Below are 25,418 nucleotides of genomic sequence, written 5' to 3'. Positions count from 1 at the left end.
CGCACCGCGCTGGCCACGATCACTCTCAACCACCTGCCCCGGGCCCGGGGCAGGACCGGGAGTGGCGGCCCCGCGATACGATCGCATCGCCATGGAATTGAATGCCACCTACACCAGTCTCGTCGCGGTCGGCGACTCGTTCACCGAGGGCATGTCGGACCGACTGCCCGACGGTTCGTACCGGGGCTGGGCCGACGTCCTCGCCACCCGGCTCGCCACCCGGACTCCAGGATTCCGATACGCCAACGTCGCTGTGCGCGGGAAGCTCATCGGCCAGATCGTCGACGAGCAGGTGGCCGTCGCCGCGGACATGCGGGCGGACGTCGTGACGCTGGTCGGCGGTCTCAACGACACCCTGCGCCCCAAGTGCGACATGGGTATCGTCCGCGGACGGCTGGAGGAGGCCGTGGAGCGCCTCGCACCGTCGTGCAAGAAACTGGTGTTGATGCGCAGCCCTGGGCGCAACGGACCCGTGATGGAACGGTTCCGGCCGCGGATGGAGGAGCTGTTCGCCCTGGTCGATGACCTGGCCGCCCGGCATGGCGCGGAGGTCGTCGATCTGTACGGCGCCCCGGTGCTGGGCGACCCCCGGATGTGGGATGTCGACCGGCTGCATCTGACCGCCGAGGGACATCGCAGGGTGGCCGAGGCCGTATGGCAGTCGCTGGGCCTGCCCCCGGAGAACGACTGGCAGGCGCTGCTGCCCGCAGCCGACCCGCCGCACTGGGCCACCCGGCGCGTCGATGATCTGCGCTTCGCCCGTGAGCACCTGTTCCCCTGGATAGGACGGCGCCTGACCGGCCGCTCGTCCGGGGACGGACGTACGGGAGCGCAGTTCAGCGCCGAGCGGGGCCAGGCCTTCTGGGTGACCCCCGCCGATGCCGCTGCTCCGGGCCCGGTGGCCTCGTGGCGCCGGGTGGCCGCCGGCGAATAGCGATCCGCCCTCTTCCGCCGGCATCAAGCGCCCGGCTCTGTCTCCTTTCCGCGTAAGGGAGTTGCTCCCCGGACAGGCTGGTGCGGACGAGGCGGGTAGGGAAGCATGGCCGTGCGCGGTACGGAGCACGTCCGTGCACAGGCTGAGCGACGCGAAGAGAGCGGATGGCGCATGGCGGACGAGCGGGGCACCCGGACAGTGACGGACGGGATCGACACGGGCACGCCGCATTCGGCGCGGGTGTGGAATTACTGGCTGGGCGGCAAGGACAACTACGAGGTGGACCGCCGGCTCGGGGCGACTATGGAGGAGCTCTACCCGCAGATCATCGAGATAGCGCGCGCCTCCCGGGCATTCCAGGCGCGAGCGGTGCGCTATCTGGCCGGCGAGGCGGGGGTACGGCAGTTCCTGGACCTCGGCACCGGGCTGCCGACGGCGAATGCGACGCATGAGGTCGCCCAGAGCGTCGACCCGGCAGCGCGCATCGTGTACGTCGACAACGACCCGATCGTCCTGGCCCACGCCCGTGCCCTGCTGTCCAGCCGGTCCGAGGGGGCTACGGACTATGTGCACGCGGACCTCACGGACGCGAAGACAGTGTTGCGCGAGGCCGCACGCACGCTGGACCTCGACCGCCCGGTGGCCGTCATGGTGCTCTCGACACTCGGGCACGTGGCGGACCCGGACGAGGCCGCGGCGCTGCTCCGCAGCTACCTGGACGCCCTGCCGGCGGGAAGCTGGCTCATGCTGTGCGACACCATTGAGACGCCGGAGACCCAGGCGGGGTCCGACGAGTACGCCAGTGGGGGCGCCATGCCGTACATCTCGCGACCCAAGGAGATCATGGCGGCCTTCGCGGACGGACTCGACCTGGTGGAGCCGGGCTTCGGCTCGATCAGTCTCTGGCGCCCCGAAGGGCCCGTGACCGGCGAGCCGGTCGACCAGTGGGGATTCGTGGCCGCCAAGCGGTAGCACCCATTCCGGCCGATCGGCGCTCCAGCCGGATCGGCCGGAGCGGCCGGGCTGACACCGAAGTCGCCCAGCGCCGCGGTGAGCCCACCCGGTCCACGCGGCCGTCCCCACCCGGTCATCGCCGATCCAGCATCACCGATCCGTCATCGCCACTCGGCCACGGGCGGAGGCCGCGGTCGGCAGGGAACGTCGGGGCTCACGGCCGACAGAGGCAACTGCTAATCGTGACCGCCGGAGACAGCCGGCACTCGTGGCCGGGCTCTCGTAGTAACCCACAAACCAGGCCGCGGCGCCGACCTGCACAAACCGCCAGTAGAATCACGACACGTGACTGCTGTGTCTGCGAAGCCTCGCATCCCCAATGTCCTGGCCGGCCGCTACGCCTCCACGGAGCTGGCCGTCCTTTGGTCCCCCGAGCAGAAGGTGAAGCTGGAACGTCAGCTGTGGCTGGCGGTGCTGCGCGCCCAGAAGGACCTCGGGATCGAGGTGCCCGACGCCGCTCTCGCCGATTACGAGCGCGTCCTCGACCAGGTCGATCTGGCCTCGATCGCCGAGCGCGAGAAGGTCACCCGGCACGACGTCAAGGCCCGCATCGAGGAGTTCAACGCTCTCGCCGGCCATGAGCAGGTCCACAAGGGCATGACGTCCCGGGACCTCACCGAGAATGTCGAACAGCTTCAGATCCGGCTCTCCCTGGAACTGATGCGCGACCGCACCGTCGCCGTGCTGGCCCGGCTCGGCAGGCTCGCGGGCGAGTACCGCGAGCTGGTCATCGCCGGCCGCTCCCACAATGTCGCCGCGCAGGCCACGACGCTCGGCAAGCGCTTCGCGACAGCGGCTGACGAGCTCCTGGTCGCCTACAGCCGCCTGGAGGACCTGCTGGGCCGCTATCCGCTCCGCGGGATCAAGGGGCCCGTCGGCACCGCTCAGGACATGCTCGACCTGCTGGGCGGCGACGCCGGGAAGCTGGCCGACCTGGAGCAGCGCATCGCCGGCCACCTGGGCTTCGCGCAGGCCTTCACCTCGGTCGGCCAGGTCTACCCGCGCTCGCTCGACTACGACGTGGTCACCGCACTGGTGCAACTGGCCGCCGCGCCGTCCTCGGTCGCGAAGACCATCCGGCTGATGGCCGGGCACGAACTGGTGACCGAGGGCTTCAAGCCCGGCCAGGTCGGCTCCTCCGCGATGCCTCACAAGATGAACACCCGCTCCTGCGAACGCGTCAACGGCCTGATGGTGATCCTGCGCGGTTACGCGTCGATGACCGGCGAGCTGGCGGGCGACCAGTGGAACGAGGGCGACGTGTCGTGCTCCGTGGTCCGCCGGGTGGCGCTGCCGGACGCGTTCTTCGCGTTCGACGGTCTGGTGGAGACCTTCCTGACGGTGCTCGACGAATTCGGCGCCTTCCCGGCCGTCGCCGCCCGTGAACTGGACCGCTACCTGCCGTTCCTCGCCACCACCAAGGTGCTGATGGGTGCGGTGCGCGCGGGTGTCGGGCGTGAGGTCGCCCACGAGGCCATCAAGGAGAACGCGGTGGCTTCCGCCCTGGCCATGCGCGAGCAGGGCACGGAACGCAACGAGCTGCTGGACAAGCTGGCCGCCGACGAGCGCATTCCGCTGGACCGTGCCCAGCTGAACGCACTCATGGCCGACAAGCTCTCGTTCACTGGCGCTGCGGGCGACCAGGTCACAGCCCTCGTCTCCCGCATCGAGGAGATCACCAAGCAGCACCCGGAGGCCGCCGGATACGCGCCGGGCTCCATCCTCTGACAGATCTCGCCACCGGACGATGACACCCGATGAGCTACAGGCCGCCCGTGACCGCACTGTTCCCGATGTGGTCGCGGGTGGCCTGCGCGTACTGTTCTGCGGAATCAATCCGAGCCTGATGACTGGTGCCACGGGCCACCACTTCGCCTTCCCCGGCAATCGCTTCTGGCCGGTACTCCATCTGTCGGGTTTCACGTCGCGGCAGTTGAGGCCCTCCGAGCAGTCCGAACTGCTCCAGTACCGGCTCGGCATCACCAACGTGGTCGCCAGAGCCACGGCCCGAGCCGATGAACTGTCCGCCGAGGAGTTCCGCGCGGGGGGAGAGATCCTCATCACGAAGGTGGAGCGGCTGCGGCCGCAGTGGCTGGCGGTGGTCGGCATTACGGCCTACCGGACGGCATTCGGTGAACGCCGGGCCCAAATCGGACCACAGGAACGGTTGATCGGCGGAGCCCGCGTCTGGGCCTTGCCCAACCCCAGCGGCCTCAACGCCCACTGGACCGCTCAGACAATGGCCGAGGAGTACGGACGGCTCCGCACGGCCGTCGCCGCGGACGCGCTCGCCGACACCGCCGGGGCCTGACGTCCAAGGCGAGGCTGCCGGCGCTGGGGCCCGGCTGAAGCGATCCACACGCCTCACGGCGGGTCTATCTCCGTCACCACGACGGTCAGCTCGCACCCGGGGCCGTCCTCCTCCAGACAGAGCCCCAGGGCGATCCACCGTTCCTCGATGTGCCAGAGCCGGAAGTATTCGCAGCCCGCAGCTGTCTCGGCCCAGGGATCGGGTATCACCTCGCCGGACATCATGCGCTCCTGCGCGCTCCACAGACTGATCATCTGCGGCTCCCCCCAGCGCGCACCGAGCAAGGTGATCAGCGCGTCGTGCTCCGCGAGGAACTGCGCCCGGTGCTCCAGCCGCGCCGCCTCGTCCTCGTCCCCGGCATCGTCGTCCGCGTGCAGGAAGGCGGTGTGATAGCCGGGCCCGCTGACTCCCGTGCCCGATCGGACGCGCTCCACGGGAAACTCCTGGGCGCGCATCCCGTCGATGAGGCGGAGCTGATGTGCGGTGGTCATGCCGTCAGTAAACCGCCCTGCACTGACAACCGAAGCCTCGCCCATGCTTTGAGCCGATTTCAGCCAGCTCGTCCCGGCCCCTCAATGTCCCGGCACCGCCCTGTCCCCGGCACCTAAGAGTCCGGACGTCCTGGCGGGACAGCACCGCTCAGGCGTCGCGGCGTCTCAGCGCCCACCACCCGGCCAACAGAGCCGTCGCCGCCCACGCCGCAGTGACGGCCAGTCCTGCCCAGGGCCCGAGGCTGCCTTCCGGGTGCTGGTGCAACACCAACTGTCCGGCCCGGTCGGGCAGATAATCCGCCGCACTGCCCGCGATGTCCCCTACTACGAACGAGACGATCAGGATGAAGGGGATGAGCAGACTGAGCACGGCAACCGCGCTGCGCAGCAAGACCGTCAGCCCCGCCGCGAAGAGGGCCATCAGGGCCAGATATATCCCGCCTCCGAACGCCGCCCGCAGGGCGCCTGGTTCCCCCAGCCCGATGGCGTACTCCCCCATGAACAGCTGCCCCACCAGAAACGAACCGAAGGCGGTGATGAGGCCTACCGTCAGCGCCGCCCCTCCGACGAGTGACATCTTGACCGTGTAGAAGTGGGTGCGGCGTGGAACGGCCGCGAGCGACATGCACAGCGCGCCATTGAGGTACTCGGACGAAATCGCAGTCGCACCGAAGCTGATGGCCGCGATCTGACCGAAGTTCAGCGCGTAGAAGGCGCCGAAGACGAGTTCGGCGTCCGCGTTGTCCGCCTCGGCCTGACCGACGGTGGCGAAGGTGAGCACCGTCACGACCATGGTGACGAGGAAGACGGCTATCAGGGATCCCGAGATGGAGCGCACCGATCTGATCTTGATCCACTCGGAACGCAGGACTGCTGTTGTCGACATGATCACGCCTCCTGACGGGCGGTGGGTGGGACAGCGGCGGAAGCGAATTCCGCGGCACCGGCGGTGAGGTCCAGGTAGGCCTGTTCCAACGTGGCCTGCTCGTCGACGAGCTCCAGGACCGCGATGCCCTCGCCGGCCGCCATCTCTCCGATCTCCTCCGCCTTCGCACCCTCGACGGTCCAACGGCCGTCCTCGCCCTGCGTGGCCCGGTAGCCCTTGCGTGTCAACGCCTCACCGAGCCGGGAGGATTCGGCCGTGCGCATCCGCACCCTGGGCCGGCTGCGGGAGTCGAGGAATTCCTGCATCGGCAGATCGATGAGGAGCCGCCCCCGCCCGAGCACGATCAAGTGGTCGGCGAACGACGACGTCTCGTTCATCAGGTGACTGGAAACGAGCACAGTGCGGCCCTCCCGGGCGAGCCGCTTCATCAGTTCCCGGATCCAGACGATGCCCTCCGGATCCAGCCCGTTCGACGGCTCGTCCAGCATGACCACCTCCGGGTCACCGAGCAGCGCCGCCGCTATACCGAGCCGCTGGCGCATGCCGAGAGAGAACGTCTTGATCCGGCGTCCACCGACCTGGGCGAGGCCTGCCTCCTCCAGTACCTCGTCGACCCTTCCCGGGCCCATGCCGTTGCTCGTCGCGAGCGTCAGCAGGTGGTTGCGGGCCGTCCGCGAACCGTGAGCGGCCTGCGGATCGAGGAGTACCCCGACGCGGCGCAGCGGCTCGTCCAGGGCCGCGTACGCCTGCCCGCCGATGGTGGCGGTGCCCTCTGTGGGCCGGTGCAGCCCGAGGACCAGCCGCAGGGTGGTGGACTTGCCGGCCCCGTTGGGCCCGAGGAATCCGGTGACCCGGCCGGGCCGCACGCTGAAGGTGAGGTGGTCCACAGCGCGGGTCGCGCCGTAGTCCTTCGTGAGTTCGTGGACATCGATGCTGGTCATTTCCTCAGCCTGGCGGCCCCGCCGGCGACGATCCTCCCCCGCCGGAGTGGATCGTCTCCCTCGCTCGGGGGAGCCGCCGCACCCGAGCACGCTGGCACGATGGGCGGCATGCTCCGCTTCCTCCACCCGTTGGCCGCACAGGTCACCTACACCCGCTGGCTGCATCTGCTCATGCCGTCCGCCGTCGTGAGCGTGTGGCTGTTCATCTCGATGGACACACCGTGGGTGCCCGTCGTCCTCGCGGCGCTCGTCGGTCTGATACCCGGTATGCGGCTCGCCGAGGGGATCCAGGCACAGCTGCTGCTCACACCCGCGGAGCGCGGCGACCCCGACGCGACCATCTCGGTGGCGCCGTCCACCTCGTGGTCCGAGCGCTGGCGGACCGCGCTCTGGCTGGAGGTGCGGCTGCTGTGCGCCGGCCTGGCCGGCCTCGCCACGGTGTGGCTGCCGGCCACAACGGTCGACCTCGTCCGTTCAGCGCTGGGTTCGAGACCGAGCGACGAATGGCTTGCCTCCGGACTCGGCGCGCACTGGTGGGCTGCGGTCCTCGTTCCTGTTCCCCTGCTCATCATGCTCGCCGTGATCGTGGGCTGTGGGGAGCTGATCACCGCGGCCGCCCGTTGGCTGCTGGGCCCGACACCGGTCCAGCGGCTGACAGCGCTGGAGGAGCGCACCGAGCAGCTCCTCGAACGCAATCGGATCGCGCGGGAGCTGCACGACTCGATCGGGCATGCCCTGACCGTGGCCGTGGTGCAGGCGGGTGCCGCAAGGGCGGCGGGCGACCCGGAGTTCACCGAACGGGCCCTGGTGGCGATCGAGGAGACCGGCCGTGACGCACTCGAAGACCTGGAGCGGGTGCTGAGGGTGCTGCGCGAGTCAGGTACGCCGCCAGGGCAACGACCGTCGCTGAGTGAGGCGGACCGATTGCTGGACTCCGCTCGGGGTGCCGGGGCCACGGTCGATGCCGAGGTGTCCGGTCCACTGGAACAGGTACCGGGGTCAGTGTCCCGCGAGGGGTACCGCATCCTTCAGGAATCCCTCACCAATGCCCTGCGGCACTCGGGGACGGTCCCCGTCCGGGTCCGTATCACCGTCGCGGAGGGAAGGCTGGAGTTGGAGGTGACCAACCCGTTCACGGGTTCGACCAGTACGCCCGGGGGTGGAAGCGGGCTGCGGGGGATCCGCGAGAGAGCCGCCCTGCTGGGCGGAAATGCCAAAACCGGCCTGTACGGAGGGGAATGGATGGTGCACGCGAGCCTTCCGTTGGACCGCATACGCTGACCGGATGCCGGTTACCGTTCTTCTGGTCGACGACGAACCCCTGGTCCGCGCAGGTCTGCGTGCGGTCCTGGAGGCCCAGCCCGATATCGAGGTCGTCGGTGAGGCGGGGGACGGTGCCGCGGTGATCCCGCTGGTGCGTCGACTGCGCCCCGATGTCGTGGCGATGGACGTCCGGATGCCGCTGATGGACGGCATCGAGGCGACCCGGGTGGTGCTGCGCACGGTGCCCGATCCGCCGAAGATCCTGGTGGTGACGACGTTCGAGAACGACGAGTACGTGTACGAGGCGCTCCGCGCGGGGGCGGACGGGTTCCTCCTCAAGCGGGCCCGTCCCGCGGAGATCGTGCATGCGGTGCGGCTGGTGGCGGAGGGCGAGTCCCTGTTGTTCCCGGCGGCCGTCCGGCAGCTCGCCGCCGAATACGGCACGAGCAAGGCACGGGAGTCCATGGACCGGGCTTCGCTCACCGAGCGCGAGGCCGCGGTACTGCGGCTGATGGCCCGGGGGCTGTCCAACGCCGAGATCGCCGCGAAGCTCGTGGTGGGTGTGGAGACGGTGAAGACCCATGTCAGCGCCGTGCTGGCGAAGTTGGGCGCCCGGGACCGCACCCAGGCGGTCATCGCCGCGTACGAGTCGGGATTCGTCACCCCCAGCTGAACCGCAGCTGATTCCGGTTCTTCCCGGACCGCGTTGCGTCCCGCAGTCGCCCCGCCCCTGAGCAACGAGTACCATCCGCCTGACATGCGCACGAGCTGGGAGGAAACACCGTGGGCCGGCTGACCGGTGGGGACCCGTCGCTGCTGCGTCGGATCAATTCCGCGGTGGTGCTGCACGCCCTCAGGGGCGCCGGCTCCCCGACCCTGACGGACCTGACCCGGATCACCGGTCTGTCGCGGCCGACGGTCGAGGGTGTCGTCGAGGGGCTCTTCGAGGCCGGCCTGGTCGTCGAGTCGGCGCCCGACGGCGCCGAGGCACGACGTCAGGGCCGTCCGGCCCGCAGGTTCCGGTTCCGTGCCGAGGCCGGACATCTGCTGGGCATCGAGATCGGCCCGCACCGGGTCTCGGCGCTGTTGTCGGGTCTGGACGGCCGGATCATCGGCGCCGGCTCACGCGATGTGTCGGAGACCGCGTGCGCCGACGACCGCCTCGACAAGGTGCGGACCGTGGTCGCCGAAGTCCTGCGGCGGACGGGCGTGGCCCGCAGCAGCCTGCGGGCGGTCGGGGTCGGCAGTCCGGGCATCGTGGAGGCCGACGGCACCGTCCGGCTGGGCACCGCGTTGCCGGACTGGACCGGACTGGCGCTCGGTGAGCGACTGCGACGGTCCTTCCGCTGCCCTGTTCTCGTGGAGAACGATGCGAACGCCGCAGCCGTCGCGGAGCACTGGAAGGGCGCGGCCACGGAGTCCGACGACATCGTGTTCGTGCTGGCGGGGCTGAGTCCGGGAGCGGGTTCCCTGATCGGCGGACGGCTGCACCGTGGTTTCGGCGGTGCGGCGGGCGAGATCGGTGCGCTGCACCTCCTCGGACGTGATGTCACACCGGAGAGGCTGCTGTCCACGACGGACACGCCGCTGGACCCGCTGGACGAGCATGCGGTGGCCGCCGTGTTCGCGAAGGCGCGGCACGGCGACGAGCAGGCGCAGGCGGCGGTCGAGCGGTTCATTCAGCGGCTGGTCCACGATGTGGCGGCGCTGGTGCTGGCGCTCGATCCCGAGCTGGTGGTCGTCGGGGGGTGGGCAGCCGGACTGGACGGGGTGCTCGACCCGCTCCGCGGTGAGCTGGCCCGCTACTGCCTTCGGCCCCCGCGAGTGGCGCTGTCGCTGCTCGGCGAAGCCGCTGTGGCCACGGGAGCGCTGAGGCTGGCACTCGACCACGTCGAGGAGCAGCTCTTCGCGGTGGAGGGAACGGTGACGGCCCGCCGCTGAGTGCGACGGGCCGAACAGTTCGGATCCCGGCGGGCGACCGGGAGGAAGCCGGTCAGGATGCCTGGCGCTCCTGGTCGTGGTGGCTGATCTCCACGTCGCCCGAGTCGCCGAAGGTGAGCCGGCACGTGTCGGCCCGGTAGGTCGCGACGGAAACGGCCGCCGTACCGCCTGCGGCAAGGTACCGGGTCGTGACGACGAGGACGGGGGCCCCGGGAAGCCGGTCAAGCTCCTTGGCATCGTCCGCGCGGGCCGAACCGAGTTCCACCGAGCGGTCCTGGCCGTCGAGCCCGAGCCGGTGCAGTTCACGCACGACGCTGCGGGCCCTGGCGGTGCCGGACGGAGTGTCTATGGCGGACAGTTCGGGGACCGAGGACGCCGGCACGTACAGCAGCTCCGTCGCGACTGCCTGCCCGTGGGAGGCCCGGATCCGGCGCACGATGTGGACGGGCTCGTCGCTCCCCACGTCGAGCGCACCGGCCACCGCCGCGGGTGCGGCCGCGGTCTGGCAGTCCACCGGCTGCCACGCCTCTCCCGCGCCGCCTCCGGTCCAGTCGTGCTGAGCGGTGGAGACGGCCACGCCCACGCGCGGCGGCGCGACCGTGGTCCCGACCCCCCGGCGGCGCTGCAGTCTGCCTTCGAGTTCGAGCTGCTCAAGTGCCTGCCGGAGCGTGGCACGGGCGACACCGAACCGGGCGGCGAGCTCCCGCTCGTTGGGAAGGATCTCCCCCACCGCAAAGTCCGAGTCGAGTGCCTCACTGAGCACGGTCTTGAGGTGCCAGTACTTCGGCTCCGGTACCGATTCCAGCTGCGTGGTCCCCACCCTTGTCCTCCGCAATCGCCCAGCGGCTTTTCCGCGACGTTATTTATTAAAGGTTCCTGTCTTAACGTTGCGACCATAGGACGGCACACCCCCTTGGTCAAGACCAATCCTTAGCCGGTAACGCTGTGAAACGGGGCTCTGCCGCAGAGCGTTCACAGGACGTTCGTGGACCGGTGCGCATCGCGCAGCGCAAAGCCCCACGTCCGGGCAGGTCCGTGGGGCTTCGGGGTCGATCTGGGCAGCTGCCGGCCGGGGGCGGCCGGACGGGGATGTGCCGATTGAGGCAGCCGGCGGATCAGGTCGGCTACGCACCGCCGAAACTGGTGAGTTTGTCGGGATTGCGAACGATATACACACATTGAACAAGTCCGCCCCGCACATCGATCTGCATGACGGAATCAGGCTTTCCGCCGATGAGAACCAGCAGCGCAGGCCCGCCGTTCAGCTCCAGGCTCCGGACCTCCAGGTCCGGGATCGGCTCGTGGGCGACGGCGTGCAGGAAGCGGCCGACCTTGTCCGCACTCTCCAGGATCCGCAGCGGCGCCTTCGACTTCCCGCCGCTGTCACCGACGAGCCGCACGTCCGGCGCGAGGAGCGCGAGCAGCTCCTCGATGTCACCGCCCGCGGCCGCTGCGAGAAAGCGCTCCGTGAGGTCACGACGGTGGACGGGATCGACGTCGTAGCGCGGCTTACGCTCCTCCACATGGCGCCGGGCGCGCCCGGCGAGCTGACGGACGGCGGCTTCGGTCCGGTCGAGCGTCGTGGCGATCTGACCGTACGGAAAGCCGAAAGCCTCGCGCAGGACGAAGACGGCGCGCTCCAGCGGGGACAGCGATTCGAGGACGACGAGCACCGCGACGGAGACGGAGTCGGCGAGCACTGCCTGCTCCGCGGAGTCGGACACGGCAGGGCCGAAGTCGGTGACAAGGGGTTCCGGCAGCCAGGGCCCGACGTACGCCTCACGCCGCGTCCGGAGCTGTCGCAGCCGGTCGATGGCGAGGCGGGTGACGATCCTCACGAGGAAGGCACGCGGTTCGCGCACGTCCTCGCGCACCGTGGACGACCACCGCAGCCATGCCTCCTGGACCACGTCCTCCGCGTCGGCGATCCGGCCGAGCATCCGGTAGGCCACCCCGGTGAGTACGGGCCGGTGTTCTTCGAAGACGTCGGTCCCGGTGTCGGTTGTCACCGTCCCATCCCAGCCGACCCGCCGCACGGTGTCCAGTTCGAATCGCCCGGACCTCCTGAACTCCCGGCTACCCGGCGGTAATTGTTCTTGACGTGCCGGGTTCTGGACCGAGTGCGAGCGGCGCCTCGCGTTGGGCACGTCGCGTGCAATGCGGCCGGCCGCCGGTTCGATGCCGCTGCCGCTCACCGAACGGTTCTCCCGCAACGCCGGCCGGGCCGGACGGTCCTGACTAGCACCGTCTATGCCCGGCCCGGCCTCCGTTCACCGAGGCCACCGTCCTGGAGACGGTCGCTCCGCGCGAGGCGCCCTGGTTCCACGAGCCGCTGTCCGCCGGACGCGATGTCCTGTTCACCGCCGATGTACCGGGGCCGGCGGTGACCATCGCGTGGTCCAGCAGCGACCGGCTGCTCCTGCGCCGCCAGGGCATCCGGGCCGAGCACACCGTCCCCGGCGCCCGGCTGGTCCGGCCGCCGGGCTGCGGCCATGTCCCGATGAACGACGACCCGGCTCTCGTCGCGCGGGGGATTCCCGACACCGGCCGCTGAGTCCGTCCCGGACCGGCGCCGGTGCAGAACGCCCGACCCCAGCGCCACCCCCAGCCCGACCAGACAGCTGCCCGCGGCCTGCGCGACACCGTACGAACCGGTGCCGACCAGCGGGGCGGTGAGCGCGGCGGAGACCGGGATCAGACCGGAGAAGAGCGTGGCGCGCTCGGCGCCGATGCGCTGCATGCCCATGTACCAGCACACGAATCCGACGACCGTGACCACGGCGGCCTGCCAGAGCAGCGCCGCCGTCTCACCGGGTGACGGCACACGCAGGAAACCTCCCCCGTCCAGCACCAGTCCCAGCGCGGCCGACTCCGCGGCGGCGATCACACAGACCGTGGCGGACAGCAGTTTCGGGCCGAGCGGACGCAGCACGGGTACGGCGATGACCGCGAAGCCCACCTCACCGGCCAGCGCACCGACGGAACAGACAATGCCCGCGGTGTCGGTGCGGCCCCAGCCCTGGACCGTGAAGGCACCCGTGGCGACCAGCGCGGCCGCGTAGAGCGCCGCGCGGGCCGGCCGGCGCCCGTCCAGCATTGGAACGAGCACCGCGACGAGGATCGGGGCGCACCCGACGAAGACTCCCGGAACAGCGGGTTCCGCACTCCGCTCGGCGGCCAGGACGGCCAGGTTGAAGCCGACCATTCCGACAGCCGCGAGCAGTGCCAGCCGCGCCCACTGCCGGCCGCTGAGCGTGCGCAGCGTGGCAGCGGGCGGAGGCGCTCCGCCCCGTCGCAGAAGAGGCAGGAGCAGCAGGCCTGCCAGTCCGTAGCGCAGCGCCTGGCCACCCGCGTACGGGTAGTCGCCGAGCATGCTGTTGGCGGTGAAGGAAGCACCCACGAGGGTGCAGGCGATGGCGGCGAGAAGGGCTCCGCGCAGGTAGGTCACGTTCATGGCACCGACGCTAGGCAGCCCGGCGGCCCGGTTTAAGGTCCACTTCCATGACGTCTTCGGGGACCAATCCAGCACCGGACAGCGGCGGCAGCGACCGGGAGCCGGTCTCCGCCGCCTGGGAACTGCTGCTTCCGGCAGCATCCGCCCCGGCCCGCGGGCGCGGGCGCGCCCTCCAAGCGGCCCTGCGCGAGGCGGTCCGTTCCGGCCGGCTGACGCCGGGGACACGGCTTCCGTCCAGTCGTGAACTCGCCACCGATCTCGGTCTCTCACGCGGTCTGGTCACCGAGGCGTACGAGCAGCTGACCGCCGAGAGCTATCTGCACAGCGGACGCGGGGCGGGAACATGGGTGAGCGGATCGGTGCGGGCGGCGGCGGGCCGGGCCCGCGATCTGGCCCCGCGCGCACCCGGCACGCTCGTCGACTTCCGGCCCGGCACCCCGGACCTCTCGCTCTTTCCGCGCAGCGCTTGGGCCGCCACGCACCGTTCGGTGCTCGGCAGGCTGCCGCACAGCGCCCTGGGCTATCCCGATCCACGGGGGCTGCCCGAGCTGCGGATCGCCCTCGCGGCCCTGCTGACGAGGCGTCGCGGGGTGGCGGCCGATCCGGAGCGGCTGCTGGTCTGTTCGGGCGTGGCGCAGGCGACGACTCTGCTCGGATTCGTGCTGCGGGGACGTGGGATGCGCACGGTCGGCGTCGAGGATCCCGGGAGCCCCGAACACGCCTCTCTCTTCGCCTCGACGGGCCTTGCCACCTCCCGACTGCCGCTCGATGACGAAGGGCTGGCCACCGAGCCGCTCGTGCGCTCCGGGGTCCGTGCCGTGATGACCACCCCGGCCCATCAGTTCCCCACCGGAATCGCGTACTCCGCCGCCCGCCGCAGCCTGCTCCTGGACTGGGCGAGGGACGTCGACGGGGTGATCGTGGAGGACGACTACGACGGTGACTTCCGCTACGACCGGGCGCCCGTCGGCGCCCTGCAGGGCCTGGATCCGGAGCACGTCGCGTACACCGGGTCGGTGAGCAAGTCGCTGGCACCCGGTCTGCGGCTTGGCTGGCTGCTGGCACCGGCGTCGATGACGGACGAGATCGTCGACCGAAAGCGCACGATGGATCTCGGCAACCCTGCGGTCGACCAGGCGGTACTCGCCGACTTCATCACCCGGGGCGGCTACGACCGTCAGCTGCGACGCTGCCAGCGCGCCTACCGGGAACGCCGCGACGCCCTGACCACCGCACTGGCCGAGCACTTTCCCGGCACCGAGGTCAGCGGTATCGCCGCGGGACTCCACATCATCGCCCGGCTACCCGAACGGTACGGTCCCGAGGCCGGTTTCGCCGCCCGTGCCGCCGGTGCCGGGATCGCGCTGCGACTGATGAGCGACTGCGGAACCGTGCGTCCCGCGGACCGTTCCGTGAGCCTGGTGATGGGTTACGCGCACCTCGCGCCGGTGGACATCGCACGTGGTGTGCGTCTGCTGGCCGATGCCCGTCGGGGCCTTCACTGATCGGCTTCGAAACGCCGGGGGCCGGGTGTTCACCTCGCGTCGGTGTGCCCGTCCGGGCGCGAGGGTGGCCCGGTCGATCAGAGCCTCTCGCCCCGCCCGCTGACCCAGAGACGCTTTCCGCGAGGTCGATATCGACCGGGACAGCGGCGAACTGACCTCCGGCTGCGAGCGCAGGGCAGCGCCGGGCTGTTCAGCAAAGTGCGGCGACCGGGGCGAGTGGGGCAGTGGGCGGGAAGGCCTGACCGGTTCCGGGGCGGGGGGGACGGCTGGGCGGAGGCCGGGAGTTCCGGACTCCCGGCCTCCCGAAAGCGTCCTGGGCCGATTGTCAGTGGTGGGTTCTAACGTTTTCTTCATGACCCGATCCGTTCAGGCGCTCGCCTACTCACGTCCGTCCCTTCTGCAGTCCTCGCAGGCCGGGCAGTTGCTCGGCCTGGAGACCGCGGGCGGTCTCACGCCGCGCGGCGCCGAGCCCCATCCCCGGTTCTTCGAAGGCTTTCTCACCTCTCCCCAGGTCGCGGCCCGAGGACTGCTCGCGGTGGCGGACGTGGCGGCGGCGCGCTACTACCAGCGGACGCTGCTGTCCTCGCTGGACCCGGTGGTGACGGGAAACGGCGACCGGCTGCGCTTTGAGTCGTTCTCCGGCTGCTGCGGGGTGTACGCGCGGCTGGACGTACTGCGGGAGGGTCTGGACGGGGCTCGGACGGGCCACGGCACGACCAATGTGGATGTGAACAATCCGCTGCGCGAGGCGCTTTCACGGATAGCGGGCGACGATCCGCTGCATCTGCGGGTGGGGCCGCAGGAGATGGCGGTCACCACCCTGCAGGGTCCCGTCGTGGAGAAGAAGGTTCCGTTGCCGGACCGGTGGCTGCGGGGCTTCGCCGAGGCGCAGGTGGCCTCCGCCGCTTTCGATCTGCGGGCCGAACTCCCGGCGGCGGAGGCCGTCCGGTTCCTGCGGTCGCTGCCTCGCTCCTCGGGCAACGCATCGCGAGGCGCCCAGTGGGTGCTTCCCGCCGGAAAGACCCTGCGGCCGACGACGAGGCCGACTGCGGGGGCCGTGTGTCTGCCGGGGCCGCAACGGCTGGTCGCGCTTCAGCGGGTTCTTCGGCACGCGACGGCGCTACGGGTGTACGGCCCGGTGGCCGACGGCGCCGTCGCCGCGAGTGCCTGGGAGGTGGTGCTGCCGGGAATGCGGCTCACCCTGACACTGTCGCCCGAGGCCTCCCGCGGCTTCTCGGGCGAGGGCGGAGTGCTGGAGGCGCTCGCCACCGATGACGCCGCGGCCGACGCCGAGCTGATCTCCGTGCTCCTGGCCTGGGAGCCCCGGATCGAGCCGGCCGACCTGGCCGAGCAGTCGGGCCTGCCGGTGGAACGCGTGCGGGCGGCGCTCGTCCGGCTGGGAACAGCGGGCCGCGTGGGCTACGACCTCGCGGACGCGGCCTACTTCCATCGCGAGCTGCCGTACGACGCGGACCGGGCCGAACGGCACAACCCGCGGCTGGTGGCCGCGCGGCAGCTCGCCGAATCCGGCTCGGTCGTCCTCGACGGGGACCTGGCGGCCGTGGTCTCGGGCGACCACCGCTACCAGGTCCTCGAGAAAGCCGGTGCGCTGAGCTGCACCTGCCAGTGGTGGGCCGACTACCGGGGCCGGCGTGGCCCCTGCAAACACGCGCTGGCCGTCCGGATGACCCGCCGGGGCGCGACGGTCACCGCAGGTACGCGATGAAGGAGCTGCTCATCGCCGTGCGCGAAGGCCGTCATCGGGACGTTCCCGCCCTGCTCGCCCCGCTTGACGGGCCCGAACGCAGGCTGGTGCTGGCCGAGTTGAAGGCGGTACGCAAGGAGGTGCGGGAGCAGGAATGGCGCGAGCGCACCAGGGTCCAGAAGGCCGTGCTGGTGGCCGGCGCGGGCTGCCACACCGGGGCCGCCGGCTGCGCGACCTGGATCGGGACCCGGGAACTGCGCGACTGGGCGCATTCCCCCTACCCGTGGGTGCTGGAAGTGCTGGCCGACCGGGATCCGGCCTGGCTCGCCGACCTCGCCCAACGGCTGGCCGCCCGCTCCGTCGAGTCCGAGGCGGAGTACCGGCTCGTGCTCGAACTGGTCCGGATGGCGGACTGCCCGCTGCCCGCCTCCGACGGCATCGTCCGTGGCTGGGCCGAGCGTGTCAGCAGATCGCGATGGCAGCAGCGGCCGCACCCGCCGCTGACCGACATCCTGCGCACCGAACCGCACCTCGACGTGCTGGCGCCACACCTCATGGACATGCCGGAGCTGCCCGCGCCGGTGGCCTGGAGCGGCGATGCGGACCCGGGTGCCCACTGGCCGTCCGCGCTGACGGCCCTCGCCGCAGAGGGCCTGCTGGACCGGACCCTCCTCCTCGACCGCTGCACCACCCGCCTGCTGCGCGGCGGGAAGACCGCCGACCTACGCTTCTGCCTTCTGCTGCTGCGTGGTCTCGAACCCACGGTCCAGGAGGAGGCCGAGCGGGTCGCGGACTGGATCGCCATGGCCGCGGACGGCCCGTCGCCGGTGGCCGGACACGCACAGGAGGTACTCGCCCGGCTGGACGGTCACGACGGGCTGTCCGTCGCTCAGCTGGCCGACCTCTCGGGTGCGGTGCTCTTCCGTACGGAGAAGAAGCTGGTCCGCTCCCAACTGGTGCTGCTGGGAAACGTGCTGCGCCGTAACCCGTCGGTGGCCGGACAGCTGCTGCCCGTGATCGCCGAGGCGTTCGGGCACCCGGACATCGCGATCCAGGAGCGCGCACTCAAGCTCACCGCCCGCCACCTCCCCTCGACCCCACCCGCCGTACACCAGGCACTGGCGGACATGGCCGCGCAGTTGGGACCAGTGCACCGTTCGGCGGCACTCGCGGTGTTCGGTGATCTGCTCGACGCGGAGCCGGCCGACGACGCCTACGAGGAGATCCTGCCGCCGGCCCCCGTCCCACGGCGTCTCGCCCCGGCGCCGGAGAGCACGGCCGAGCTCGTCGAGGACGTGGTGGCCCTGGTGCGGTCCGGGTCCTGGGAGGTCACCCACTTCGAACGGACTCTGGACGGACTGATCCGGTGCGCCCACACCGACCGGACGGCCCTGGCCGAAGCCCTGCGCCCGGCGCTCGCCGGGCAGTGGTGGGCCGGGTCCGGGGAGCAGGACGAGATCGACCGTCGGTTCAGCAGGAACCGCGACGGCCGGCACCTCGTCGCGGCGTCGCTCCTCGGACGGATCTCGGAACGGGCGATTGCCGAGGGCCGGTCCCGATGGACGGGGACGGGCACCTGCTTCCACGCCGCCCTCGACGGTGTGATGTACGCACGGCTGTGGGAGGCCGCCGCCGCGATACGGACCGGGGAGCTGCCCTTCCTGCTGGCGGCACCCACCTGGCACACCGGGTCCCTGGACCCGGTGGAGCTGGTCGGCCGGCTGCGCAGCTATCGGGAGCTGGGGGTCGCACCGGGGCCCGCCGACTTCGCCCAGTCTCTGCTGCGCGTCCGGCGAAGCGACGGTCACGAGGCCGCCGTCCAGGCCGCCGGGCTCGGCACCGTGGAGGGGGACCGGCTGGCAGCGTGGATCCAGGCGGACGAACCGGTGGCACCGGTGCTCCGCCACCACGTGGAGGCCGAAGTGCCAGCGGCCCGGGGCTGGTTCCAGCAGTCGGCGGCGGGAGCGCGGCGCATCCTCCTGGCCACCAGGGAACGCCGGGTCATCCAACAGGAGTTCCCCCGCGCCTTCCACTGGCTGGGGCGCCCGCACTCCCCCGGACAGCGGAGCTGCTACCACTGGGGCACGGGTACCCCGCAGTGGCTGGCCACACTGCCGGAGGACGGCGAGACGCTGGCGGCGTGGCTGCTGCCTTCCGTCACCACGTGCGTCGAGGACCAGCGCGGAGGCGCCTGGCCCCTGCCGGCTCTCGCCGAGACCGGAGGACCCACTGCCGGCGCCGTTCATCTCGCGCTGGCGTACGGGCTCGGGGCCCGCTACCCCGAGGACCGGCTGTCGGCGGTGGACGCCCTGCTGCTCCTCGCCGCCCGGGGCCGGCTGGACGCGGCGCTCCTCGGCAGGGAGCTGACCGCGCTCATCGACCGGGAGCTGGTGAAACCCGGACGGCTGGCGAGCTCGGCGGCCACCGCCGCTGCCACCGGCGCGTACCGGACCGTACTCTCCGTTCTGGTCCCGGTGCTGCCCGCGCTGCTGGCCCGCGAGCCGGCTCCCCGCGGCCTGAGCGACCTGCTCGCCGTGGCCGCGGAGTGCGCGGAGCACGGTGGTCCGCCGAGGAGCGGGCCGATAGCCGGCCTTGGCGCGGCCGCCGCGCGTGGCGGGTCGACGCAGTTGGTGCGACAGGCTGCGCGGCTGGAGGCGGCCTGCGGCCGGACGGCTGCTTGAACCCTGACCGGCCATGGCTCGAACACCCTGGTAAACCGGATGAAAACATCTAATAGGCGACTAGATACACACTTAACCCATCGGTCACGAGGCGTTCGTGATCAGGCAACACCGCTCCGTCACAGTGAAGGCATGACTGATGTGACATCCGCGAAGAGTGCCCGCCGCCCCCACCACTGGCGACGGGATCTCGTCGAACTCGCCGCCCTGTTCACCGCGGTCGCCGTTGCCGACGCGATCGCCAACCTGATCGGGCACCAGCCGGACGGGCCATATCTGCTTATCGCCTCGGCCCTGACGCTGACCGCGACTGCCGCGTTCCACGCCTGGTGGGCGCGGCGGCACAGCCACGCGCCACCGCCGGATGCCGACGGGGTGTCCGGCCTGCACGACTCCGCCGCGCAGCCGCTCGCAGCGGCCGTCTCCCCGGCACCGGGTGCCGGGTCCGGGGAGACGACGCTGTGGCGGATGCGTACCACGGTCAGGGACGCCCCCGGCAGTCTGGCGGCGCTCTGCACCGTCCTGGCCCAGCACCGGATCGACATCCTCACCCTTCAGACGCACCCGCTGGCACAGGGCACCGTCGACGAGTTCCTGCTGCGCGCCCCCGCCACGCTTCCGGCAGCGCAGCTGACCCGGGCGATCTCCGCCGCGGGCGGCAGCTCCACCTGGATCGAGCGCGCCGACGCCCATGATCTGGTGGACGCTCCGACCCGGGTGCTCAGCCTCGCCACCCGCACCGCGCTGGATGCCGCCGAACTCCCCCTCGCCCTGCGCCAGCTGCTCGGACGGTGCACCATCCACTCGCTGCCCGCCGTCTCGATCACGGGACGCGCCACCGGGGAGACCGCGCCCGTCGAAGGGGTGCTGGAGGAGACGGCGATGCGGCTGCGTGACCCTTCGGGCGGTGTCATCACCGTGGAGCGGCCCTACCTCCCGTTCACGCCCACGGAGTTCGCCAGGGCGCGCGCCCTGGTCGAGCTCGACGCCCGGCTCGGCCCCCGTGTTCCGCGCAGCGAGCACGTGCTCACCCTGCCCGAGGGCAACGAGATCACCGTGCGCCGGGCGGACCGCGCGGATCTCGAAGCGGCCCGAGCCATGCACGACCGCTGCTCGGAGCAGACACTGCGGCTGCGCTACCACGGCCCGGTCCGCGACGCCGACCGCTATCTCGACCACCTGCTGAGCCCGCGCTTCGGCCGTACCCTCGCCGTGCAGACGGCCTCCGGTCGGCTGGTGGCGCTCGGTCATCTGCTCTGGGACGGCGACGAGACCGAGGTCGCCCTGCTCGTCGAGGACGACTGGCAGCGCCGGGGCATCGGCTCCGAGCTGCTGACCCGCCTGGTGGCACTCGCCGTCGAGGCCCGCTGCGAGAGCGTCTACGCCGTCACCCAGGCTTCCAACACCGGCATGGTCGCCGCCATGCGCGCGCTCTCGCTGCCGCTCGACTACCAGATCGAGGAAGGCACGCTGGTGATCACCGCCCGGCTGAACGCGACTCCGGTACGACCCCTACCCGTGCCCCTGCCCCCACATCAGCAGGCACGTCACTGAAGCCCTGACGTACGGGCTCCTCGCCGCTCAGCGCCTGGCAGAGATCGGCCCAGAGGTCCTCGACATCCTCCAGGCCGACCGACATGCGCAGCAGCCGGTCGCCGACTCCCGACGCCTGCCGGTCTCCTTCGTCCACAATGCGGTGGCTGATGGAGGCGGGGTGCTGGATCAGGCTGTCCACGCTGCCGAGGCTGACGGCGGGTGTGATGAGCCGTACCGCGGCGATCACTCGGTGCGGGTCCCCGAACACCTCGAAGGAGACCATCGCACCGCCCAGTTCCGGGTAGTGGACGCGGGCGATGCGCGGGTCTGCGGCCAGCCTGCGGGAGAGTTCCGCGGCGCTGGAGGACGCGGCCCGCACTCGTACCGGCAGCGTGGACAGACCGCGCAGCAGCAGGTATCCGGCCATCGGATGCAGCACGCCACCGGTGGCGAAGCGCACCTGCCGCAGCCGGGCCGCGAACTCCTCGTCGCAGGCGACGACTCCGCCCATCACGTCCCCGTGGCCGCCCAGGTACTTCGTCGCGCTGTGCAGCACGATCCGCGCGCCGTGCTCGACGGGCCGCTGGAGCACCGGTGTCGCGAAGGTGTTGTCGACGAGCAGCGGCACGGAGCCGCAGGAGTGCGCGACCGACCGGATGTCCACCTCTTTGAGCGTCGGATTGGCGGGGGTCTCGACGATGACCAGACCCGTGTCGGGCCGGATCGCGTCGGCGATGCCCGCCGGATCGGTCCAGGTCACCTCGGTGCCCAGCAGCCCGGCACCGAGCAGATGGTCGCTGCAGCCGTACAGCGGGCGGACCGCCACCACATGGCGCAGTCCGACGCTCGCGCGGGCCAGCAGGACGGCGGTGAGCGCCGCCATGCCGCTGGCGAACGCCACGGCGCTCGCGGTCCCTTCGAGCCGGGCCAGGGCCGTCTCGAACCGGGCGGTGGTCGGGTTGTCGAGCCGGGCGTAGACCGGTGGCCCGTCGAGCCGGGCGCCGGTGGTGGCGAAGGAGTCGATCCGCGCCGCCTCTCCCCTGGAGTCGTACGAGGGGTAGGTGGTGGACAGGTCGATCGGCGGGGCGTGCAGGCCGAGAGCCGCGAGGTCGTCGCGCCCGGCGTGCACGGCTTCGGTGGCCAGCGCCCTGGTCCGGGTTGTGGTCGAGGGCGCCATCGAGGATTCGGTGTCCATGTCACCACTCTGAACAGTCACCGGGAAATCTGCACCGATGTCCGTGCTACGTTCGGCAGATGACCGATTCCATCGCCCTGGACACGGTGGATCTGCACATTCTGCGCCTGCTTCAGAACGATGCCCGGACCACCTACCGCGATCTCGCGGCCGAGGTCGGGGTCGCCCCGTCGACATGCCTGGACCGGGTCACCCGGATGCGCCGCACGGGCGTCATCCTCGGTCACCAGCTGCGACTGGATCCGGCCAGAATGGGACGCGGGCTGGAGGCCCTGTTGTCCGTGCAGGTCCGGCCGCACCGCAGAGAGCTCATCGGCCCGTTCGTCGAACGGATCAGGACGCTGCCCGAGTCCCGGGCGCTCTTCCATCTGACCGGCCCCGACGACTATCTGGTCCATGTGGCCGTTTCCGATACCGCCGACCTGCAGCGGCTGGTGCTGGACGAGTTCACCTCGCGCCGCGAAGTGGCCCGGGTGGAGACCAGGCTGATCTTCCAGCAGTGGGAGTGCGGACCGCTGCTGCCGCCCTCGGCCACCGCGGCCGGGCCTGGCACATGTCAGGCCTCACAGCCTGATTGATGGTGACGGGGAGCCCCTCTCCGTATGAGGATGTCCACATGTCAGACACTCCTAGCAGCGCGCTGCCCCGTCAGGTCGCCGACGCCTACGTCGACGCGTTCATCCGACTCGACCCGATTTCCGGCACCTTTCTCGGTGTCGCGGAAAGCTCGCGCCGCCTTCCCGACTTCTCCCCCGCCGGCCAGGAAGCGCTGGCCGAACTGGCCCGCGCCACGCTCGCCCGGCTCGACCGCGCGGAACAACTGCCCGGTGCGGCCGATGACGCCGAGCGCCGTTGCGGCCGCCTCCTGCGCGAGCGGCTGACGGCCGAACTCGCCGTCCACGAGGCCGATGAGTCGCTGCGTGCCGTCTCCAACCTGCACTCCCCGGCGCACTCGGTCCGTGAGGTGTTCACGGTGACACCCACCGAATCGGACGAGGACTGGGCGGCGGTCGTCGACCGGCTCCGTGCGGTTCCCGCCGCGCTCGCCGGCTACCGCGAGTCGCTCGCACTCGGCCTGGAGCGCAAGCTCCACGGCAGTCCGCGCGCCACGGCCACCTTCATCGACCAGCTCGACGACTGGATCGGCGACGGTACGACGGGTTTCTTCCAGGACTTCGCCGCCGCGGGCCCGGCCGCCCTGCGCACCGGTCTCGACGACGGCGCCCGGCAGGCCGCGCAGGCGCTGGAGGAGTTGCGGCAGTGGATGCGCGAGGTGTACGCCCCCGCCATCGAGGGCGCACCCGAGGTGGTGGGCCGTGAGCGGTACGCCCGCTGGTCGCGCTACTTCAACGGCACCGACCTCGATCTCGACGAGGCGTACGCGTACGGCTGGTCCGAGTACCACCGGCTGCTCGCCGAGATGCGGACCGAGGCCGCGAAGGTGCTGCCCGGCGCGGGCCCCTGGGAGGCCCTGGCCCATCTCGATGTACACGGCAAGCACATCGAGGGGGTCGACGAGGTCCAGGCGTGGCTGCAGGGGCTGATGGACGAGGCGATCGAGGCCCTGGACGGTACGCACTTCGAACTCGCCGAGCGGGTCCGCAAGGTGGAGTCCCGGATCGCCCCGCCCGGCGGCGCCGCGGCACCGTACTACACGGGTCCGTCCGAGGACTTCTCCCGCCCCGGCCGCACCTGGCTGCCGACCATGGGCGAGACCCGGTTCCCGGTGTACGACCTGGTCTCCACCTGGTACCACGAGGGCGTCCCCGGCCATCACCTCCAGCTTGCCCAGTGGGCCCATGTCGCCGAGAGCCTCTCGCGCTACCAGGCGTCCATCGGCATCGTCAGCGCCAACGCCGAGGGCTGGGCGCTGTACGCGGAGCGGCTGATGGACGAACTGGGCTTCCTTCCCGACGCCGAGCGCCGCCTGGGGTACCTGGACGCGCAGATGATGCGCGCCTGCCGGGTGATCGTGGACATCGGCATGCACCTGGAGCTGGAGATCCCGGCCGACTCCCCGTTCCACCCCGGTGAGCGGTGGACGCCCGAGCTGGCTCAGGAGTTCTTCGGCAACCACAGCGGCCGGCCCGCCGACTTCGTGGAGAGCGAGCTGACCCGCTACCTCTCGATGCCGGGACAGGCCATCGGCTACAAGCTGGGTGAACGCGCCTGGCTGCTCGGCCGGGAGAACGCCCGCGCGGCGCACGGGGACTCCTTCGACCTCAAGTCCTGGCACATGGCCGCCCTTTCGCAGGGGCCGCTGGGTCTGGACGATCTGGTCGACGAGCTGTCGAAGCTCTGACCTGGCCGGCGGGCCGGTCCCGGGGGCGGACCCACCCCGGGCCCGGCCCGCCGCTGTCAGCGACCGCACTCCTCGGAGCCGCCCTGCGCGGTGAGCGGGTCGGCACCACGCCGGCCGGGCCCCTGCCGGGTCTCGGACCCGAAGCCCTCGCGCACCCAGCACTCGAAGCCGCCGAGCATCTCCTTGACCCGGTAGCCGAGTTCGGCGAGGGCCAGCGCGGGCCGGGTGGCTCCGTTGCAGCCGGGGTCCCTGTCAGCGATCACGCAATTCCCCACTCCGTGTGGGTTCAGCGTCACGTAATTCCCCATCCCCGCGATGGCGCCGGCCGAGGCGGCCGGGATCGCCCCAGGCGGTCAACCGACCCGACGTCCTGATCCTCGACGACTTCACCATGCGCCGGATGACCGCCGCACAGGCTGACGACCTCTACCAGGTCATCATGAACGGCCCCGGCTACCGGCCGAACAAACGCCCTAAAAGCCCCACCGACAAGCCCGCGATCATCTGGACCGAACCGCGGCCGAACATTCCTTACGCCGATCGGGCAGCCCGAGGGAGTCGCACCCCCGGGCTACCCGACCGTTGCGTTTGCGCTTCCCCGGTCCCGGTCTGCCGCGGGGAGGGCGTTGTCGATGAGGACGGCGGCGATGGCGGCGGCAGTGGGGAAGGATTCGGCGTTGAGGACTCGGGTGCGGGCCGAGGCGCCATCGAGGAGCAGCGCCAGTTGTTCGCCGAGCTGTTCGGGGTTGGCGGCGCCGGCTTCGCGGGCCGTTTCAGCGAGCCGCGCGGCGATGGCGAGCTTGTAGTCGCGTGCGTATTGGGACGCGGGGTGTTGGGGATCGTGGATTTCGACGGTCGCCGCGATGTAGGGGCACAGGGGTGTGAGTCCCTCCGGGCCGGATGCGGGGACCTCGAAGGCGGCGAGGAGTCGTTCGCGGGGCGTGAGGTCGGTGCGGTCGAACACTCCGGCCATGACGTCCGGATCGAATCGGCGCAGGTATTCGGCGACGAGTTCGTCCTTGCTGGTGAAGTGCTGGTAGGCCGTGCGCTTCGAGACCTGGGCCACTGCGCAGAGCTGGTCCATACCGGTGCGGTTGATGCCCTGAGCGCGGAACAGTTGCTGTGATGCGCCGAGGATGCGCTCGCGCGCACCCCTGCCGCGGCGCCGGCCTTGGGGCCCCTTCTCCAGCTTCGTCATGACTCCATCGTATCCCAGTGCGGTACCGCTCGGTATACATAGCTTGCGTTCCCGCCGGTCG

The 25,418-nt window shown here is 71.0% G+C and carries 21 protein-coding genes and 1 pseudogene; 13 read left to right on the top strand and 9 right to left on the bottom strand.

The features are described from left to right. Positions 1 to 91 precede the first annotated feature (91 nt). The 4 genes from AB0I52_RS13625 to mug all read left to right on the top strand — a co-directional run bounded on the left by AB0I52_RS13625 (position 92) and on the right by mug (position 4,259). On the top strand, positions 92 to 934 hold the full coding sequence (locus tag AB0I52_RS13625) for an SGNH/GDSL hydrolase family protein (protein WP_363072041.1): 843 nt from the start codon (positions 92 to 94) through the stop codon (positions 932 to 934). Between the two features lie 171 nt (positions 935 to 1,105). Then, positions 1,106 to 1,906, top strand: coding sequence for an SAM-dependent methyltransferase (locus AB0I52_RS13620; RefSeq protein WP_363072039.1), 801 nt, complete (start codon positions 1,106 to 1,108; stop codon positions 1,904 to 1,906). A 327-nt stretch (positions 1,907 to 2,233) separates the two neighbouring features. Next, a complete protein-coding gene (gene purB, locus AB0I52_RS13615; protein ID WP_363072037.1) occupies positions 2,234 to 3,676 on the top strand; it encodes an adenylosuccinate lyase in 1,443 nt (480 codons plus the stop codon). 19 nt (positions 3,677 to 3,695) lie between these two features. After that, positions 3,696 to 4,259, top strand: coding sequence for a G/U mismatch-specific DNA glycosylase (mug, locus tag AB0I52_RS13610; RefSeq protein WP_363072035.1), 564 nt, complete (start codon positions 3,696 to 3,698; stop codon positions 4,257 to 4,259). 53 nt (positions 4,260 to 4,312) lie between these two features. Here the strand turns inward: mug and AB0I52_RS13605 are convergent, their stop codons facing one another. The 3 genes from AB0I52_RS13605 to AB0I52_RS13595 all read right to left on the bottom strand — a co-directional run bounded on the left by AB0I52_RS13605 (position 4,313) and on the right by AB0I52_RS13595 (position 6,577). Continuing rightward, entirely contained in the window at positions 4,313 to 4,750 is a 438-nt protein-coding gene (locus AB0I52_RS13605; RefSeq protein WP_363072033.1) for a hypothetical protein, read from the bottom strand. Positions 4,751 to 4,898: 148 nt separating this feature from the next. Next, positions 4,899 to 5,636 carry an ABC transporter permease gene (locus AB0I52_RS13600; protein ID WP_363072031.1) on the bottom strand — a complete coding sequence of 246 codons (738 nt, stop codon included), beginning with the start codon at positions 5,634 to 5,636 and terminating at the stop codon, positions 4,899 to 4,901. A 2-nt stretch (positions 5,637 to 5,638) separates the two neighbouring features. Next, entirely contained in the window at positions 5,639 to 6,577 is a 939-nt protein-coding gene (locus AB0I52_RS13595; protein ID WP_363072029.1) for an ATP-binding cassette domain-containing protein, read from the bottom strand. Positions 6,578 to 6,685: 108 nt separating this feature from the next. Between AB0I52_RS13595 and AB0I52_RS13590 the strand changes: the two genes are divergently transcribed. From AB0I52_RS13590 to AB0I52_RS13580, 3 genes are all read left to right on the top strand, one after another. Beyond that, a complete protein-coding gene (locus AB0I52_RS13590) occupies positions 6,686 to 7,858 on the top strand; it encodes a histidine kinase (RefSeq protein ID WP_363072055.1) in 1,173 nt (390 codons plus the stop codon). A 4-nt stretch (positions 7,859 to 7,862) separates the two neighbouring features. Continuing rightward, the gene (locus tag AB0I52_RS13585; protein WP_363072027.1) at positions 7,863 to 8,513 is read left to right on the top strand and encodes a response regulator transcription factor; all 651 of its coding nucleotides are present in this window, start codon (positions 7,863 to 7,865) and stop codon (positions 8,511 to 8,513) included. A 110-nt stretch (positions 8,514 to 8,623) separates the two neighbouring features. Then, a complete protein-coding gene (locus AB0I52_RS13580; RefSeq protein ID WP_363072025.1) occupies positions 8,624 to 9,781 on the top strand; it encodes an ROK family transcriptional regulator in 1,158 nt (385 codons plus the stop codon). A gap of 52 nt (positions 9,782 to 9,833) precedes the next feature. Here AB0I52_RS13580 and AB0I52_RS13575 read toward each other — a convergent pair whose 3' ends face one another. From AB0I52_RS13575 to AB0I52_RS13565, 3 genes are all read right to left on the bottom strand, one after another. Continuing rightward, a complete protein-coding gene (locus AB0I52_RS13575) occupies positions 9,834 to 10,601 on the bottom strand; it encodes a GntR family transcriptional regulator (protein ID WP_363072023.1) in 768 nt (255 codons plus the stop codon). 304 nt (positions 10,602 to 10,905) lie between these two features. Beyond that, positions 10,906 to 11,790 carry an RNA polymerase sigma-70 factor gene (locus tag AB0I52_RS13570; protein WP_363072021.1) on the bottom strand — a complete coding sequence of 295 codons (885 nt, stop codon included), beginning with the start codon at positions 11,788 to 11,790 and terminating at the stop codon, positions 10,906 to 10,908. Positions 11,791 to 12,029: 239 nt separating this feature from the next. Continuing rightward, positions 12,030 to 13,235, bottom strand: a complete 1,206-nt coding sequence (locus AB0I52_RS13565) for a DMT family transporter (protein ID WP_363072019.1) — start codon at positions 13,233 to 13,235, stop codon at positions 12,030 to 12,032. Positions 13,236 to 13,282: 47 nt separating this feature from the next. Between AB0I52_RS13565 and AB0I52_RS13560 the strand changes: the two genes are divergently transcribed. From AB0I52_RS13560 to AB0I52_RS13545, 4 genes are all read left to right on the top strand, one after another. Then, a complete protein-coding gene (locus AB0I52_RS13560; RefSeq protein WP_363072017.1) occupies positions 13,283 to 14,740 on the top strand; it encodes a PLP-dependent aminotransferase family protein in 1,458 nt (485 codons plus the stop codon). 352 nt (positions 14,741 to 15,092) lie between these two features. Continuing rightward, complete coding sequence (locus tag AB0I52_RS13555; protein WP_363072015.1) at positions 15,093 to 16,466, top strand: SWIM zinc finger family protein; 1,374 nt, start codon at positions 15,093 to 15,095, stop codon at positions 16,464 to 16,466. Then, positions 16,463 to 19,126 carry a DUF6493 family protein gene (locus tag AB0I52_RS13550; RefSeq protein WP_363072013.1) on the top strand — a complete coding sequence of 888 codons (2,664 nt, stop codon included), beginning with the start codon at positions 16,463 to 16,465 and terminating at the stop codon, positions 19,124 to 19,126. Before AB0I52_RS13555 ends, AB0I52_RS13550 begins: the two co-directional genes overlap by 4 nt. Before the next feature lie 141 nt (positions 19,127 to 19,267). Then, positions 19,268 to 20,680 carry a GNAT family N-acetyltransferase gene (locus tag AB0I52_RS13545; protein ID WP_363072053.1) on the top strand — a complete coding sequence of 471 codons (1,413 nt, stop codon included), beginning with the start codon at positions 19,268 to 19,270 and terminating at the stop codon, positions 20,678 to 20,680. Here AB0I52_RS13545 and AB0I52_RS13540 read toward each other — a convergent pair. Further along, positions 20,604 to 21,857 carry a PLP-dependent transferase gene (locus tag AB0I52_RS13540; RefSeq protein ID WP_363072011.1) on the bottom strand — a complete coding sequence of 418 codons (1,254 nt, stop codon included), beginning with the start codon at positions 21,855 to 21,857 and terminating at the stop codon, positions 20,604 to 20,606. The genes AB0I52_RS13545 and AB0I52_RS13540 overlap by 77 nt on opposite strands. A 59-nt stretch (positions 21,858 to 21,916) precedes the next feature. Here AB0I52_RS13540 and AB0I52_RS13535 point away from each other — a divergent pair, with 59 nt between their 5' ends. Both AB0I52_RS13535 and AB0I52_RS13530 read left to right on the top strand, forming a co-directional pair. Next, positions 21,917 to 22,435 (top strand): Lrp/AsnC family transcriptional regulator, encoded by a 519-nt coding sequence (locus AB0I52_RS13535; protein ID WP_363072009.1) that lies wholly within the window; start codon positions 21,917 to 21,919, stop codon positions 22,433 to 22,435. Positions 22,436 to 22,473: 38 nt separating this feature from the next. Further along, positions 22,474 to 24,159, top strand: coding sequence for a DUF885 domain-containing protein (locus tag AB0I52_RS13530; protein WP_363072007.1), 1,686 nt, complete (start codon positions 22,474 to 22,476; stop codon positions 24,157 to 24,159). 56 nt (positions 24,160 to 24,215) lie between these two features. Here the strand turns inward: AB0I52_RS13530 and AB0I52_RS13525 are convergent. Further along, a pseudogene (locus AB0I52_RS13525) lies at positions 24,216 to 24,404 on the bottom strand (rhodanese-like domain-containing protein); the annotation flags it as partial. 326 nt (positions 24,405 to 24,730) lie between these two features. After that, positions 24,731 to 25,357, bottom strand: coding sequence for a TetR/AcrR family transcriptional regulator (locus tag AB0I52_RS13520; RefSeq protein WP_363072005.1), 627 nt, complete (start codon positions 25,355 to 25,357; stop codon positions 24,731 to 24,733). Positions 25,358 to 25,418: the final 61 nt, after the last annotated feature.

It is taken from the genome of Streptomyces sp. NPDC050423, assembly GCF_040655445.1.
In the GTDB taxonomy this organism is placed as follows: Bacteria; Actinomycetota; Actinomycetes; order Streptomycetales; family Streptomycetaceae; genus Streptomyces.
This window is presented reverse-complemented; position numbering and strand designations above follow the sequence as displayed.

Excerpts from the sequence above, each read along its gene's own strand:
- AB0I52_RS13585 (WP_363072027.1), top strand. The coding sequence starts at position 7,863 with ATGCCGGTTACCGTTCTTCTGGTCGACGACGAACCCCTGGTCCGCGCA.
- AB0I52_RS13565 (WP_363072019.1), bottom strand. The coding sequence starts at position 13,235 with ATGAACGTGACCTACCTGCGCGGAGCCCTTCTCGCCGCCATCGCCTGC.
- AB0I52_RS13520 (WP_363072005.1), bottom strand. The coding sequence starts at position 25,357 with ATGACGAAGCTGGAGAAGGGGCCCCAAGGCCGGCGCCGCGGCAGGGGT.
- AB0I52_RS13555 (WP_363072015.1), top strand. The coding sequence starts at position 15,093 with ATGACCCGATCCGTTCAGGCGCTCGCCTACTCACGTCCGTCCCTTCTG.
- AB0I52_RS13595 (WP_363072029.1), bottom strand. The coding sequence starts at position 6,577 with ATGACCAGCATCGATGTCCACGAACTCACGAAGGACTACGGCGCGACC.
- AB0I52_RS13590 (WP_363072055.1), top strand. The coding sequence starts at position 6,686 with ATGCTCCGCTTCCTCCACCCGTTGGCCGCACAGGTCACCTACACCCGC.
- AB0I52_RS13535 (WP_363072009.1), top strand. The coding sequence starts at position 21,917 with ATGACCGATTCCATCGCCCTGGACACGGTGGATCTGCACATTCTGCGC.
- AB0I52_RS13620 (WP_363072039.1), top strand. The coding sequence starts at position 1,106 with ATGGCGGACGAGCGGGGCACCCGGACAGTGACGGACGGGATCGACACG.
- mug (WP_363072035.1), top strand. The coding sequence starts at position 3,696 with ATGACACCCGATGAGCTACAGGCCGCCCGTGACCGCACTGTTCCCGAT.
- AB0I52_RS13605 (WP_363072033.1), bottom strand. The coding sequence starts at position 4,750 with ATGACCACCGCACATCAGCTCCGCCTCATCGACGGGATGCGCGCCCAG.
- AB0I52_RS13560 (WP_363072017.1), top strand. The coding sequence starts at position 13,283 with ATGACGTCTTCGGGGACCAATCCAGCACCGGACAGCGGCGGCAGCGAC.
- AB0I52_RS13530 (WP_363072007.1), top strand. The coding sequence starts at position 22,474 with ATGTCAGACACTCCTAGCAGCGCGCTGCCCCGTCAGGTCGCCGACGCC.
- AB0I52_RS13550 (WP_363072013.1), top strand. The coding sequence starts at position 16,463 with ATGAAGGAGCTGCTCATCGCCGTGCGCGAAGGCCGTCATCGGGACGTT.
- AB0I52_RS13540 (WP_363072011.1), bottom strand. The coding sequence starts at position 21,857 with ATGGACACCGAATCCTCGATGGCGCCCTCGACCACAACCCGGACCAGG.
- AB0I52_RS13625 (WP_363072041.1), top strand. The coding sequence starts at position 92 with ATGGAATTGAATGCCACCTACACCAGTCTCGTCGCGGTCGGCGACTCG.
- AB0I52_RS13600 (WP_363072031.1), bottom strand. The coding sequence starts at position 5,636 with ATGTCGACAACAGCAGTCCTGCGTTCCGAGTGGATCAAGATCAGATCG.